General features: G+C 43.2%; 16 protein-coding genes. All 16 read right to left on the reverse strand.

Annotation, left to right across the window (positions count from 1 at the left end):
• Positions 1-3: 3 nt before the first annotated feature.
• The 16 genes from atpG to glyA all read right to left on the reverse strand — a co-directional run bounded on the left by atpG (position 4) and on the right by glyA (position 14,954).
• Positions 4-867, reverse strand: a complete 864-nt coding sequence (gene atpG, locus M3180_RS18100) for an ATP synthase F1 subunit gamma (RefSeq protein ID WP_251670093.1) — start codon at positions 865-867, stop codon at positions 4-6.
• A 111-nt stretch (positions 868-978) separates the two neighbouring features.
• Entirely contained in the window at positions 979-2,493 is a 1,515-nt protein-coding gene (atpA, locus tag M3180_RS18105; RefSeq protein ID WP_251670095.1) for a F0F1 ATP synthase subunit alpha, read from the reverse strand.
• Positions 2,494-2,508: 15 nt separating this feature from the next.
• The gene (locus M3180_RS18110; protein WP_251670098.1) at positions 2,509-3,057 is read right to left on the reverse strand and encodes a F0F1 ATP synthase subunit delta; all 549 of its coding nucleotides are present in this window, start codon (positions 3,055-3,057) and stop codon (positions 2,509-2,511) included.
• Positions 3,054-3,536 carry a F0F1 ATP synthase subunit B gene (atpF, locus tag M3180_RS18115; protein WP_251670100.1) on the reverse strand — a complete coding sequence of 161 codons (483 nt, stop codon included), beginning with the start codon at positions 3,534-3,536 and terminating at the stop codon, positions 3,054-3,056. Before atpF ends, M3180_RS18110 begins: the two co-directional genes overlap by 4 nt.
• Positions 3,537-3,621: 85 nt before the next feature.
• Positions 3,622-3,837, reverse strand: a complete 216-nt coding sequence (atpE, locus tag M3180_RS18120) for a F0F1 ATP synthase subunit C (protein ID WP_251670102.1) — start codon at positions 3,835-3,837, stop codon at positions 3,622-3,624.
• A gap of 99 nt (positions 3,838-3,936) precedes the next feature.
• The gene (gene atpB / locus M3180_RS18125; RefSeq protein WP_251670105.1) at positions 3,937-4,707 is read right to left on the reverse strand and encodes a F0F1 ATP synthase subunit A; all 771 of its coding nucleotides are present in this window, start codon (positions 4,705-4,707) and stop codon (positions 3,937-3,939) included.
• A gap of 9 nt (positions 4,708-4,716) precedes the next feature.
• Positions 4,717-5,109 (reverse strand): ATP synthase subunit I, encoded by a 393-nt coding sequence (locus M3180_RS18130; protein WP_251670107.1) that lies wholly within the window; start codon positions 5,107-5,109, stop codon positions 4,717-4,719.
• Positions 5,102-5,332 carry a hypothetical protein gene (locus M3180_RS18135; RefSeq protein WP_251670109.1) on the reverse strand — a complete coding sequence of 77 codons (231 nt, stop codon included), beginning with the start codon at positions 5,330-5,332 and terminating at the stop codon, positions 5,102-5,104. Before M3180_RS18135 ends, M3180_RS18130 begins: the two co-directional genes overlap by 8 nt.
• A 189-nt stretch (positions 5,333-5,521) precedes the next feature.
• The gene (gene wecB, locus M3180_RS18140; RefSeq protein WP_285855790.1) at positions 5,522-6,670 is read right to left on the reverse strand and encodes a non-hydrolyzing UDP-N-acetylglucosamine 2-epimerase; all 1,149 of its coding nucleotides are present in this window, start codon (positions 6,668-6,670) and stop codon (positions 5,522-5,524) included.
• 32 nt (positions 6,671-6,702) lie between these two features.
• Positions 6,703-7,332 (reverse strand): uracil phosphoribosyltransferase, encoded by a 630-nt coding sequence (upp, locus tag M3180_RS18145; protein ID WP_251670111.1) that lies wholly within the window; start codon positions 7,330-7,332, stop codon positions 6,703-6,705.
• 257 nt (positions 7,333-7,589) lie between these two features.
• The gene (locus M3180_RS18150; protein WP_251670113.1) at positions 7,590-8,546 is read right to left on the reverse strand and encodes an ABC transporter ATP-binding protein; all 957 of its coding nucleotides are present in this window, start codon (positions 8,544-8,546) and stop codon (positions 7,590-7,592) included.
• The gene (locus M3180_RS18155; protein WP_251670115.1) at positions 8,543-9,550 is read right to left on the reverse strand and encodes an ABC transporter ATP-binding protein; all 1,008 of its coding nucleotides are present in this window, start codon (positions 9,548-9,550) and stop codon (positions 8,543-8,545) included. Before M3180_RS18155 ends, M3180_RS18150 begins: the two co-directional genes overlap by 4 nt.
• Positions 9,551-9,561: 11 nt before the next feature.
• Positions 9,562-10,485, reverse strand: a complete 924-nt coding sequence (locus M3180_RS18160) for an ABC transporter permease (protein WP_251670116.1) — start codon at positions 10,483-10,485, stop codon at positions 9,562-9,564.
• Entirely contained in the window at positions 10,485-11,420 is a 936-nt protein-coding gene (locus tag M3180_RS18165) for an ABC transporter permease (protein WP_251670118.1), read from the reverse strand. The genes M3180_RS18160 and M3180_RS18165 overlap by 1 nt, the downstream gene beginning before the upstream one ends.
• 84 nt (positions 11,421-11,504) lie before the next feature.
• Positions 11,505-13,151, reverse strand: a complete 1,647-nt coding sequence (locus tag M3180_RS18170; protein ID WP_251670119.1) for a peptide ABC transporter substrate-binding protein — start codon at positions 13,149-13,151, stop codon at positions 11,505-11,507.
• 555 nt (positions 13,152-13,706) lie between these two features.
• Positions 13,707-14,954 carry a serine hydroxymethyltransferase gene (gene glyA, locus M3180_RS18175; protein WP_251670121.1) on the reverse strand — a complete coding sequence of 416 codons (1,248 nt, stop codon included), beginning with the start codon at positions 14,952-14,954 and terminating at the stop codon, positions 13,707-13,709.
• Positions 14,955-14,978 lie beyond the last annotated feature (24 nt).

A 14,978-nucleotide genomic window follows, 5' to 3' on the forward strand; every position in this document is an offset into this window, starting at 1 on the left:
AACTTAAGATTGTGCGTTAGCTCCCGCAACAATTTCCGTAATTTCCTGCGTAATCGCAGCTTGACGAGCACGGTTATATGTCAACGTCAATGAGTTAATCATCTTCGTAGCATTTTTCGTAGCACTGCCCATTGCAGTCATACGTGCACCTTGCTCACTCGCTTTTCCATCCAATACTGCGCTATAAATAAGCGTTTCAGCGTATTTCGGCAGCAGTACCTCAAGCACACCTTCAGCAGAAGGCTCGTACTCATAAGAAGAAACAGCCTGATTATTGCCTTCAAAGTTTTCTAGTGGCAGCAATCTAGTTTCCGTTGGAATTTGAGTAAGTGCGTTTACAAACTTATTATAGTAAATATAAAGCTCATCATAAGATCCGTCTGAGAATTTGCTTACCGCGCTTGCAGCAATAGACTTAATGTCACCAAACGTTGGAGCATCAGCAAGACCGATGATCTCCTCAATGATCGGCATATTTCTACGACGGAAATAGTCACGACCTTTACGTCCGATTACAAAAATCACATATTCATCAGTAGATTGATGTCTTTCTTTAATTGTAAGCGTTAATTGGCGCAAGAGATTGGCATTATAACCACCAGCCAAACCACGGTCTGAAGTAATGACGAGATATGCTGTTTTCTTAATTGGACGAGCCTCAAGCATAGGATGACTTACACCCTTCGTGCCTGCAGCAATATTACTCACCACTTCTAGCAACTTATCAGCATATGGACGTGCAGCTACTGCAGCCTCTTGAGCTTTTCTAAGCTTAGATGCAGCAACCATCTCCATCGCTTTCGTAATTTGGCGTGTATTTTGTTTACCTTTAATCTCACGCTTAATCTCACGCATGCCTTTTGCCATTCGTTTCACCCGCCTTCGATGCCCAGCATCGCTGCCAGGCTTGGTAAGGGATCTGTACTATGCATCACGTACAGATGATATTATGTCGAACGAGCGTTGCTGCGCCGTCTATTAAACGGATGCAGCAAAGCTTCTTTTAAATTCGTTAATTGCATCAACAAGAGCCTTCTCATTGTCAGCAGCAAGATCCTTCGTATCGCGGATTGACGCGCCGATTTGTGGATATTTGCTGTCTAGGAATGCTAGGAACTCTTGCTCAAAGCGAAGAATGTCCTCGATCGCAATTTCATCAAGATGACCTTTAACCGCTGTGTAGATTGAGATAACTTGCTGCTCAACCGGCATTGGCTGGTTAACTCCTTGCTTAAGGATTTCCATCGTACGAGCACCACGGTTTAGACGTGCTACTGTAGACTTATCAAGGTCAGATCCGAATTGCGAGAACGCTTGAAGCTCACGATAAGCAGCAAGGTCAAGACGCAGTGTACCTGCAACCTTTTTCATCGCTTTAATCTGAGCGGAACCACCAACACGTGATACGGAAATACCAACGTTAACCGCTGGACGTTGTCCAGAGTAGAACAGGTCAGACTCAAGGAAGATCTGTCCGTCCGTGATGGAGATTACGTTTGTTGGAATATATGCAGATACGTCAGAAGCTTGAGTTTCGATAAATGGTAGAGCAGTCAAGGAACCGCCGCCTAGTTTATCACTCAGCTTAGCAGCACGCTCTAGCAAACGAGAGTGCAAGTAGAATACATCCCCTGGATACGCCTCACGACCTGGAGGACGACGAAGCAATAGGGAAAGCTCACGATATGCTGCAGCTTGTTTCGTTAAGTCATCATAGATTACAAGAACATGCTCGCCTTTGTACATGAAGTACTCACCCATTGAGCAACCTGCATATGGTGCAAGGAATAGCAATGGAGAAGGCTCAGAAGCACTTGCTGTAACTACGATTGTGTAATCTAGTGCACCATGGCGACGCAATGTTTCTACTACGTTAGCAACGGTAGATTGCTTCTGACCAATCGCTACATAGATACATTTTACGCCTGTGCCCTTTTGGTTAATAATCGCGTCAATTGCGATTGTTGTTTTACCCGTTTGACGGTCACCGATGATCAACTCACGTTGACCGCGGCCAATTGGTACCATGGAGTCAATCGCTTTAATACCAGTCTGCATTGGCTCATGAACGCTTTTACGATCGATAACACCAGGAGCTGGTGATTCAATTGCGCGGAATTCCGTTGTGTTAATTGGTCCTTTGCCGTCAACTGGTTGACCCAGTGCGTTAACGACACGTCCAAGTAGTGCTTCACCAACTGGAACTTCCATAATGCGACCCGTACGTTTAACTTGGTCACCTTCACGAATATCAGTATACGGTCCTAGAATAACGACACCGACGTTGCTCTCTTCAAGGTTAAGAGCCATACCGACGACACCATTTGCGAATTCAAGAAGCTCTCCCTGCATCGCATTTTCAAGACCGTGAACGCGAGCGATACCGTCACCGACGTTGATAACAGTGCCGACATCCACGACTTGAATTTCAGATTTGTAGTTTTCAATTTGCTGTTTAATCAGCGTACTAATTTCATCAGGTCTGATACTCAATTCGTTCACCCCTATCTACAGTGCTTTAGAATTTAAAGTTTTTTGCAAACGCTCCAGCTTACCTGCTAGACTTCCGTCGTAAAGGCGATCACCGATACGCACTTGTACGCCACCAAGAAGCGCTGGATTTTCGACTTGCTCAGCAACGATCTTTTTGCCTGTAATTCCTTCGAATTGAGCAGCTACACCTGCCAGCTCAGCATCTGACAGCTTTTTCGCAGTATAAACTACCGCTTTAGCTTGGCCAAGTGCTGCACCTGCGATTTTAACGTAGCTATCATATAAATTCGGGATTACGGATTGGCGACCACGCTCAATCATAAGTCGTAACGTGCTGTATACAAGCTCAGACAGCTCTGCGCCGAAGGAATCCTTCAACAGCTGCATTTTGTTTTCAGTCTGCACGCTTGGCAGAGCTAAAAATTTATTCAATTGCTCATTGCTCTCTAACGCGTCAACAATAAGCTTAAGCTCATTTTCAACTTGAGAAACGATCTTGCCAGCGGCTGCAAGTTCGAACAACGCTTGTGCGTAGCGTTTAGCTACCACGATATCGCGGCTCATTTACTTCCAACCTCTTTAAGATACTTGTTAACAATCTCCTCTTGGGATTTCTCGTCCACTTGCTTCTCAATAATTTTGGAAGCGATTTGCACAGAAATGCCGCCCACTTCTGTACGAAGCGCGGAGATCGCTTTATTTTTCTCACTCTCGATATCTTTGAGTGCTTCATCCTTAAGTCTAGCTGCTTCATTTTTAGCAGATGTAACAATTTCATCAGCTTGCTTCGAGCTAGTTGCACGAGCCTGCTCAAGAATTGCATATGCTTCCTTACGTGCTTCATCAAGCGCTGCCTTTTGCTCAGCCATCGAAGCTTCCGCTGCGTTACGGCTAGTTTCTGCAGCATTCATTTGTTCTTTAATTAACTCTCTACGCTTCTCCATTACTCCAAACAATGGACCGAACGCATATTTGTTCAAAAGCCAGAGCAAGAGTAGAAAGGCAATAATTGTAATCAAGGTAGATGACATAACGATATCCATATCTGCACTCCTTTCCTCCGATTAGTAAAGGTAATCAAAACAAAGGCGAAGAGGGCAAGCCCTTCCCCGCCATTAGAGGTAAATATTAAGCGCTGAAGAACGCCAAGAAACCGATAACTACGCCAACGATAGGAACAACCTCTACGATACCAGCACCGATAAACATTGTTGTTTGAAGTGCTGCTTTTTGTTCTGGTTGACGAGCGATACCCTCAACTGTTTTAGATACGATCATACCGTTACCAATACCTGCGCCAATCGCGCCCAAACCTACTGCAATAGCTGCTGCCAATACACTCATTACTGAATCCTCCTCAAATTTAGAAAATAATTTTAATTAAAATCTGTATAACAAACCTTGAAGCCGCCCATTAGGCTCGTTCAAAGCTAGTTCCTAACATTAATGGCTCAATGCAGGATCGTCCTCGTGAACGGCTGCCTGCGAGATATACACCATTGTAAGAATTGTGAATAGGAAGGCTTGAATTGCACCTACGAAAATACTAAAGCCTTGCCATACCATCATAAACGGTACGCCCCAACCACCTAGCATCAAAATGGTTGTAATTAAGATTTCACCCGCTAGAATGTTTGCGTATAGACGCAAAGCCAACGTTAAAGGCTTCGCCAGCGTTTCAATCAAGTTAATTGGGAAGAAAATTGGATATGGCTCAAAGTAATGCTTCAAATAGTGCTTTTTATTCCACTTTAACCCTAGAGAATGCACGATGATGAATACGACAAGCGCTAGTCCAGCTGTTACCGATAGATCAGCTGTTGGAGATTTCCACCAAGCGATATGCGCATGACCATCATGAGAATCAAGCACTGCTTGCGTAATACCTAGCCACTCAATTTCTGTTGTTGCTTCCGTCACGATTTGGAACGGCAAGCCTAGCAAGTTACCTACGAAAATAAATACAATGATCGTCATCCCTAAGCTAACAAACTTCTTTGCTTTTTCAAACGGCATTGTACTTGCAATCGTGCTGTGAACGAATTCGATAATCCACTCCATGAAGTTTTGCATCTTACTAGGATTTTCAACTGATAGATTACGAACAGATAAGCGAGCTAGCACTAATACAATTATTGAAGTTACAACAATTGCAATAATAGCTGAAAGGTCAAAGCGGATCCCCATGAATTCCACTATTGGAAACAAATGCATAAGTCAATATCACCCCTTTCCGCTGTTATTTTCTTTCACAGTGTGAATAAAAGCTGCCACTAATATAAGAAAAGGCATCACCATGCTGCCAACAAGCGCTGCAGGTAAATTGATTATGTCTGGGTATCGATAGCCGAACATCGCAAGCAGTAAAACCGTCGCGATCCGATTACCAAATCCGAGCCCTTTTCTTCTTGTGCGAGTTCCTTCTTGCTGCACTGCAGATTCAGTTGACATTACAACTCTCCGCTGCAATAAAAACGCATTCATAGCACTCGCGAGTAAGCCCAGCGCTAACCCTAATGCCACTGATCTCCACTGGGGCAATGCAGCATAGGCGATTAACGTCGGCACCAGAAGGCAGAGCATCCAACGTGTTGCTGACTTCATCATTTTATCCATCGGAGCCCTCCAACACCTTCAATACTACTAAGATTGCAGATCCGATCCCAATAGCAAGTCCAGTTAGAACACCACCGATGAGCCAACCCTTGCTGCCAGTCAAATCACTCACATAAGAACCTACCCAATAGCCAAGAACAATGAAGATTGCGACCTGTATTCCGAATACTCCCATAAGAGCAATAGCAAAAATTGGCCGATCTTTTTTTCTTTGCTTTGTCATAGGTAGACACTCCTGTCAATCCTAATATATTTTATCGAAGCGGTAGAAGGTTTGTCAATTCTAATTCCAATATAAATGCTTATATTTACGGCTAACAATCCTTATCTGATAAGGGTTGTTAGCCAGCGAAAACCGTACAGTACTACTGTATACTGTATATTCGGCTACGTCATCTTCTTAAAACAAAAACTATGAACGTTGTGTGAACGGATCAGGACGATTAGTTGATTTTCCGAAAAAATGGAGAATGGAATCAACAATTCGCTCTGAAGCCTGTCCATCTCCATACGGATTAGCTGCCTGACTCATACGTTTGTATAGCTCTGAATCGGTAAGCAGTACTTTCGCACGCTCATATACTTGCTCTTCATCTGTACCAACAAGCTCAAGTGTTCCAGCTTCAATTCCTTCAGGACGCTCAGTCGTATCACGCAGCACAAGCGTAGGTACGCCAAACGACGGCGCTTCTTCCTGCAAGCCCCCTGAATCTGTCATAATCATGTATGTATGAGGGTAAAAATTATGGAATTCGAATACGTCAAGCGGCTCGATTAGCTGTATGCGTGGGTGATTGCCCAATATTTCCTTGGCTGGCTCGCGAACAGCTGGATTAGGGTGAACAGCATATACGAACACAACATCCTCAAACTCATCTGCGATACGCTTAACTGCACGGAAAATATTACGATGAGGCTCACCGATTGATTCGCGACGGTGTGCAGTCATCAGCACCATGCGTTTTCCACGGGCCCAATCGATGACGGGATGCATAAAGGATTCATCCACTGTATATTGAAATACATCAGTGGCTGTATTACCGGTAATGTAAATCGTCTCTTCGTTTTTATTCTCTTTACGTAGGTTGTTTGCTGACCACTCAGTCGGCGCAAAATGAATATCTGACAAAACGCCAGCAAGTTGACGATTCATCTCCTCAGGATAAGGAGACATCTTGTTCCAAGTCCGCAACCCTGCCTCGACATGTCCGACTTTAATTTTTTTCAAAAACGCAGCATAGCTGGCTAGAAACGTTGTCTGTGTATCTCCGTGAACGAGAACGATATCTGGCTTAGCTTCTTCTAACACTGGATCTAGACCTTCAATGACGCTTATCGTCGTTTGTGTTAGCGTTTGACGCTCCTTCATGACGTTCAAGTCATAATTCGGCTTGATCTCAAAAAATTCAAGCACTTGATCAAGAATTTCCCTATGCTGAGCCGTAACACATACGATCGATTCAATCTCATCCTCGCGCTTTTGCAGCTCCAGCACCAGAGGAGCCATCTTTACAGCCTCAGGTCTCGTTCCAAAAATCGTCATCACTTTCAACTTCGACAAACTGCTCAACTCCAATTCATTCTACATTTCAGTTAATTCGTACCAAATATACGGTCGCCTGCGTCTCCAAGGCCTGGCACAATATAGCCTTTCTCGTTAAGACGCTCATCCTGCGCTGCAATATAGATATCAATATCTGGATGTGCATCCTGTACAGCTTTAATCCCTTCAGGCGCTGCAATGACACACATTAGCTTGATATGATCACAGCCGCGTTGCTTTAGAGAGTTAATGGCAGCAACAGCAGAGCCGCCTGTTGCAAGCATTGGATCTACAACAATAAGTAGACGTTCCTGCGCATCAGTAGGTAAATTAATGTAATATTCTTTAGGCTTTAATGTTTCGTGATCACGAGCCAGTCCAATATGACCAACCTTTGCAGAAGGAATCATCTTAAGGATCCCATCCACCATTCCGAGACCAGCACGAAGAATCGGCACTAGCCCAATCATACGTCCAGACACAATCTTGGCATCCGTAACAGCTACAGGTGTTTCTACCTGAACCGTCTCGAGCGGCAAATCTCTAGTAATCTCATATGCCATGAAAGTAGCTACTTCATCGATGAGCTCACGAAAATCCTTTGTGTTTGTATTTTTGTCTCGAATAAATGTTAACTTGTGCTGGATCATCGGATGATCACAAATAAATAATTTACCCATGTTGCCTCCCAAATTTATCCTTTTTCTATTATTCATCTATTTTATTCTTATTATTAATATTGCTCATAATCCAACTTATTATAGCACTGTCATTAGCGAGTTGCATCATAATTTACTTGTTGTTAACAAGCAAGCCACATTTCTTTATGAAGTTAGGGAAAAAGTTAGTGAAAATTATATCATACATTAAACAAAATCGACCAAAAGCAAGCTGCCTTGGTCGATTTTGTTTTATATTCACATTCCTTAACAGTGTTTTACGCGTAATGACATGCAGCAAAATGCTTATCCTTCACTTCTAGCAGCTTAGGAGCATCCACTTTACATTTATCAGTAGCGATCGGGCATCTCGTATGGAACGGACAGCCGGTTGGAAGATGGATTGGACTAGGCAGATCACCGCTTAGTACAATTCTCTCCCTTGTCTGCTCTACATCAGGATCTGGAATCGGTATCGCAGACATCAACGCTCTTGTGTAAGGATGTCTTGGGTCGCTATACAGGTCTTCGCTACGCGCAAGCTCTACGATTTTGCCGAGGTACATCACGGCCACTCGGTCACTAATATGCTTGACCATAGACAGATCATGCGCAATAAACAAATACGTTAAGCCCATATCACGCTGAAGGTCCTGCAAGAGATTAACGACCTGTGCCTGAATCGATACGTCCAGTGCAGAGATTGGTTCGTCTGCAATAATGAACTTCGGATTTACCGCAAGTGCTCGAGCAATCCCGATACGTTGACGTTGACCACCTGAAAATTCATGAGGATAACGTGAAGCGTGCGCAGCATTAAGATTAACGAGATCAAGCAGTTGCTCAACACGTTTTTTACGCTCTTTACGGCTGCTAACGAGCTTATGCACATCAAGGGATTCACCGATAATGTCCATAACCGTCATTCTAGGATTGAGTGAAGCGTACGGATCCTGGAAGATCATCTGCATATCGCGGCGAAGCTGCTTCAGCTCTGAACCGCGCATCGAATAAATGTTTTTTCCATTGAACAGTACTTCACCTTCCGTAGGCTCGTATAAGCGCATCATCGTGCGGCCAGCTGTTGACTTCCCGCATCCAGATTCACCTACAACCCCTACGGTTTCACCTTGCTCTATCGAAAAATTAAGATCATTGACTGCTTTAAGAATGTTATTATTACCTAGATTAAAAAATTTACTTAAATGATTAACCTCTATAAGCGGCTTACTCATTGGTTCACTTCCCCCTTCGCATAAGGGTGCAACAGCCAGCAGGCTGCTCGATGACCAGCATGCTCATCGCCCTCTTCAGCTGCGACAAGATCTGGGTCATTATCCACACATACTCTCATTGCCTCATCACATCGAGCGCAGAAGCTGCAGCCCTTCGGTGGCGAGAACAAATCTGGCGGTGTGCCATGAATAGGAACTAATGGCTCGTCCTTCTTCTGATCAAGACGTGGAACAGAACGAAGAAGACCTCTTGTATACGGGTGCTGCGGATTGTTGAATATCTCATGCTTCGTTCCCGTTTCTACAACCTTACCCGCATACATAACGATGACGCGATCACATACATCGGCAACAACGCCTAGATCGTGTGTAATAAGCACAATGGAAGTGCCCATTTTTTGCTGCAAGTCCTTCATGACCTGCATAATTTGAGCTTGAATCGTTACATCAAGCGCGGTCGTTGGCTCATCCGCAATTAATAATGCGGGATTGCAAGCCAGCGCAATAGCAATCATAGCACGCTGACGCATACCACCGGAAAATTGATGGGGATATTGGTCTACACGGCTTTCTGGATTTGGTATACCAACAAGCTTAAGCATTTCGATCGCACGCTCCCGTGCATCTGCTTTGCTTATTTTTTCGTGCTTTTTAAGACCTTCGATAATTTGAGTACCGATTGTTAGCGTAGGATTCAATGATGTCATCGGATCCTGAAAGATCATCCCGATATCTTTACCTCGAACAGCTTCCATCTCTTTATCTGATTTTTTTAATAGATCTTCCCCATTAAATAATATTTCACCACTCAAATTAGCAGGAGGACTCGGAATAAGGCGCATCAAGGATTGAGCGGTGACACTTTTACCACAACCTGATTCACCTACAATAGCTACTGCTTCACCCTTGTTAATATGAAAATTCACGCCGCGTACTGCTTGTACGACACCACCGCGAACATTAAAGTTAACCTTTAGATCATGAACCTCAAGTAGCTTTTCCATGTTTCCACCTCCTATTTTTTCATCTTCGGATCAAGCGCATCACGTAAGCCATCTCCAAAAATATTAAAGCAAAGCATTGTTAAACTTATGAGTATAGCAGGGAACAGCATCCGCCATGGATATACAGTCATCGCCTTTAAGGCGTCATTAATCAACGTACCTAGAGAAGCAGCAGGCGATTGAACACCTAAGCCAAGAAAGCTTAGAAAAGCCTCTGCGAATATTGCTGATGGCACAGTCATCGTAATCGTAACGATAATTGGTCCTAGCGCATTCGGAATAAGATGCTTAAACATAATGCGGCTTGTACTTGCACCGATCGTACGTGCAGCAAGCACATACTCTTGGTTTTTTAGCTGCATGACTTGTCCGCGTACAATCCAGGCCATATTGATCCAGCCTGTAATACTTAGTGCGAGAACGATCGTAAACATACTAGGCTCTAGAACAACAATGAGCAGAATGACAACAAGCATACTTGGAATAGAGTACATAATTTCACAAAAGCGGTTTAAGATTTCATCGACTTTACCGCCATAGTAGCCCATAATGCCGCCGATAATGACGCCAAGTACTAGATCAACCAGCGCAGCATATAGTCCAACCTGCAAGGAGATCCCTGCGCCCATCCATGTTCTCTCGAACATATCGCGGCCTAGTGCATCGGTACCAAACCAATGGTCAGGACCAGGAGGGAGGTTCGTACTTGAAAGATCATTCGTTTTATAATCATAAGGTGTCATAAACTGAGCAAAAATCGCAAACAAAGCAATAACGATTAACACATACAAGCTAATCATCGCTAGTTTATTTTCTTTTAGACGAAGCCATGCATCCTTCCAAGCCGATATACTTTCGCGTACAACAAGCTCTTTGGGCTGCTCCGTTCTGTCTAATTTAGCAAAATCTTGCTTTTTTAGCGTTTGATCTGACATTACGAACCTCCTTTCCCGCCTGTAAGTTTGATCCGAGGATCAACAAAGCCATAGGCGACATCCGTAATAAGACGTGCGATCATGAGGATAACTGCATAGAATAACGTTAAACCCATAATGAGTGTATAGTCACGATTCGTAATACTGCTAACAAAGTCTTTACCTAGACCGCCGATACCAAAGATCTGTTCGACAATGACCGAACCGGTAATAATGTTGGCTGTCATAGGACCTACGTAGGTTACAACAGGTAAAATCGCATTACGCAAAGCATGCTTTACGAGAATTACTCTGCCCGACAAGCCTTTTGAACGAGCCGTTTTAATATAATCAGCCGAAAGCACCTCTAGCATGCTGGATCTCGTTAATCGCGCGATAAACGCGGTAGGCAAGAAAGAGAGTGCGATAACAGGTAGAACATAATCGAGCGGTCCATACAGGCCAGTTACATTAAACCAGCGCAGCTGAACACCAAATATATACTGCAATGCAGAAGCAACGACAAAGTTAGGAATAGAAACTCCTAGTACGGCTATAAAAATAGTAAATCCGTCTAGAAACTTACGATGATTCAATGCTGCTACAAGACCAAGCAGCACCCCGACAACAATAGATACTAAAATTGCTAACACACCAAGTTGCATTGAATAGGCAAAGCCATTTTTTATTACGCTTTCTACGGTAACGTACTGCTGTTTCATTGATGTACCCAAGTCAAACTGCAGTAAATTACCAATATAAGTGATATACTGCTTCCATAAAGGCTGGTCAAATCCATATCTTTCCATCAGCATTTGTTGAATAGCTGGAGGAATGTTTTTTTCAGATTGAAACGGATTGCCGGGTATGGCCTTCATTAAGAAGAATGTTGCTGAAGCTAATACAAAAAGCGATAGCAGCATAAACAGTATCTTCTTGATAACGTATCGAACCAATTGCTTGTACACCTCCATATCATGCTGAAAGAAAGGGATATATGCTACCAACTGCGCATATATCCCTCGATTTTTCTAACGTACTTATTCTGCTTCTGCTTCGTAATAACCACGCGTGAAGATAACATCGCCTTTATAGTCAACGTAAACACCTTTAACGTCAGGCTTCATTAGATACACTGTACTGTAGTAGTAAATCGGAATGATCGAATGCGAATCAATAATCATTTTTTCAGCTTCGGCCATTAAACGAACACGTTCAGCTGCGTCTGTTGACTGATCCACTTGACTTACAAGCGCATCGTATTCAACGTTAGCATAGCCCGTGTTGTTGTTTCCGCTTTTTGAAGTAAAGAGTCCAATGAATGAAATCGGATCGTTGTAGTCAGCACCCCAGCCTGCACGTGCAACCTGATAGTTCATTGCTGTACGATTATCTAGGAATACGCCCCACTCTTCGTTACCGATTTGAGCGTTAACACCAAGATTATTGCTCCACATATCAACGACAGCTTCAGCAACCTTTTGGTGTAGTTCATTCGTGTTAAACGTTAATGAGAAAGCTGGAAGCTCTGTAAGTCCTTCTTCGGCAAGACCCTCTGCAAGCAATTGTTTTGCAAGCTCAAGATCCTCTTGGAAGTAGTTATCATCGACTTCATTGCGATATTCATCCTCAACGCCTTTAATACCCGGAGGAACTAAGCCGTAAGCAGGAATTTGTCCGCCAAGCGTTACTTTTTCAGTAATCGCTGCACGATCGATGGATAGAGACAATGCCTGTCTAATTTTTTCGTTTGTAAATGGCGCTTCCGTTGTATTGATCAAATAGTAGTACAAGCTAGCTGTACCTTTAATTTGGAACTCATTAGGATATTTCTCCTTCAAGCTCGCAAACTGATCGGTTGGAAGAGCACCTGTAGGGTAACCAGCATAGTCCAGCTTACCAGTCTCATACATATTAAGCTCAGAGTTAGAATCGTTAACCATCGTGAAGGATACTTTAGCGAATTTAATATCATTACGAGCATAATAAGATTCACTTGGTTCTAGGACGATGGATGTATTACGTTTCCACTCCGTCATCGTAAATGGACCGTTGGTAATCATTGTATCTGCTGCTGCAGCAAATGCTTCATTCTCAGTTACCGATTGGTGAACCGGGAAGTAGATTGCTGTAGAAAGCAAGGATTCAAAATACACGGTCGGAGCATTAAGCGTTACGACTAATGTATGATCGTCTGTCGCTTTGATCTTTACGTCGTCGACAGAGCCAGAGCCCGTATTATATGCTTCTGCACCTTCGATATAGTACATTTGGTAAGCATATTGAGATGGCTTAGGAACTAGCTTCGGATCTAGTGCACGTTTCCATGAGAATTCAAAGTCATGTGCTGTTATAGGATCACCGTTGTTCCATTTTGCATCAGAACGAATAGTGAATGTGTACGTTTTACCGTCCTCAGACACATCCCATTTCTCAGCAATACCTGGCTGTACGTTTCCATTCTCATCAATGATCGTCAAGCCCTCGTAGATCGCATTAATGACTGTGAATGACACCTGATCTGTTGCCTGAGCAGGATCCAGAGTTGGTGGTTCACTTGCTAAATTGATGCGAAACTCATTGTTGTTTGCTCCGCTCTCATTTTTTGAGCCAGATGCGCAGCCTGTAACAACAAGCGCTAGCACTAGCACCAACGAGAGCATGAAAACCAATTTGTTCTTCTTCATGCTGATACTCCCCTTTTTCTTGATGTATAAAGCACTTGGTGTGGAATCGAGTGAATGCATCAGTAAAGAAATTGACGATAGCCATCATGCATGCATGAATATTCAATCGCCTTAATATTCCTACTTGTAATGCAAGGTTACAATTCCTTAATAAAAAGACGGAGATGAATATAACTCTAATTCAACACCTCTGTCAAGACAGCAGCCGGCCTATGAAAGCGACTCCCTACAAGGTCAAATTTGTGAACCAATTGTTATTACTGAAATTGAAGCAGCTATTTAGACTTTGTGAACAACTTTCGAATACAGTTTATGGATGTGTTAATTTAACTGCATTGGCAATACATGATAAATTAATTTACCTATTTTGCCACGTTTTCTATTTTACTATTTGCATAATTACACTGCTCTATACACTTTAATTGTCATAATCATGCATTTTATGCGTTTAGATATACACAATTTTTCAATGATTTACAGCTATTTTTGCAAATAAAAAAACCATAAAAAGGTATAGGTTTACCTTTTTATGGTTTCCGTTAATCGTTATGAATATTAGTAAGTTAATCCAGGGTAGATAGGGAATTTTGCTGTTAGATCGCGTACTTTTTTACGAGCTGCGTCTTTAACTGCTTCATCCTGTGGATTCTTCAACACTGATGCGATTACTTCTGCAATGACACTCATCGCAGCTGCGTCCATACCACGCGCTGTAGCAGCTGGCGTACCGATACGGATACCGCTTGTTACAAATGGGCTAGTAGGATCGAATGGAATCGCATTTTTATTAACCGTAATACCAACCTCATCTAGTACGTGCTCAGCATCTTTACCAGTAATGTTTAGGTTACGAGTATCGATAAGCATTAAGTGGTTGTCCGTTCCACCTGATACTAGATTAATGCCTTGTGCGCTTAACGCTTCAGCTAGCACCTTCGCGTTGTTCACTACATTAGTAGCATATTGCTTAAACTCATCCTGCAATGCTTCGCCGAATGCAACAGCTTTTGCAGCAATGATATGCATAAGCGGGCCGCCTTGTGAGCCAGGGAATACTGCTTTATCAATTGCTGGAGCCCAAGCTTTACGACAAAGGATCATACCACCGCGTGGTCCGCGAAGTGTTTTGTGCGTTGTTGTCGTAACAAAGTGAGCATGTGGTACTGGGTTTGGATGCAAGCCAGCAGCAACAAGACCTGCGATATGAGCCATGTCAACCATGAACAATGCGCCAACCTCATTAGCAATTTGACCAAGCTTTTCAAAATCAATAATACGTGGATATGCACTAGCACCCGCTACGATTAGACGTGGACGGTGCTTGAAGGCAAGCTTGCGAACTTCTTCATAATCAATCGTGAAGGAATCCTCTTGCACACCATAAGCTACGAAATTGTATAGAAGCCCGGAAGCATTAACAGGGCTACCATGCGTTAAGTGACCACCATGCGCAAGGTTCATACCAAGCACAGTATCGCCAGGCTTTAATGCCGCCAGATACACAGCCATATTCGCTTGAGCGCCAGAGTGTGGCTGTACGTTAGCATGCTCTGCACCAAATAGCTCTTTCGCACGATCGCGAGCAATATCTTCTACGATATCAACATGCTCACAGCCGCCATAGTAACGCTTGCTAGGGTATCCTTCTGCATATTTGTTCGTTAGAACAGATCCCATTGCTTCCAATACTGCTGGACTTACGATGTTCTCCGATGCGATTAGTTCAATATTATCGCGTTGACGCTGAAGCTCTAATCCAAGTGCTTCTAAAACCTGTGGGTCTTGCTTACGTAAATGCTCCATTAAAATGCCTCCCTAAATAATTTC

The sequence above is a fragment of the Paenibacillus camelliae genome (assembly GCF_023715345.1).
Lineage (GTDB): Bacteria > Bacillota > Bacilli > Paenibacillales > Paenibacillaceae > Pristimantibacillus > Pristimantibacillus camelliae.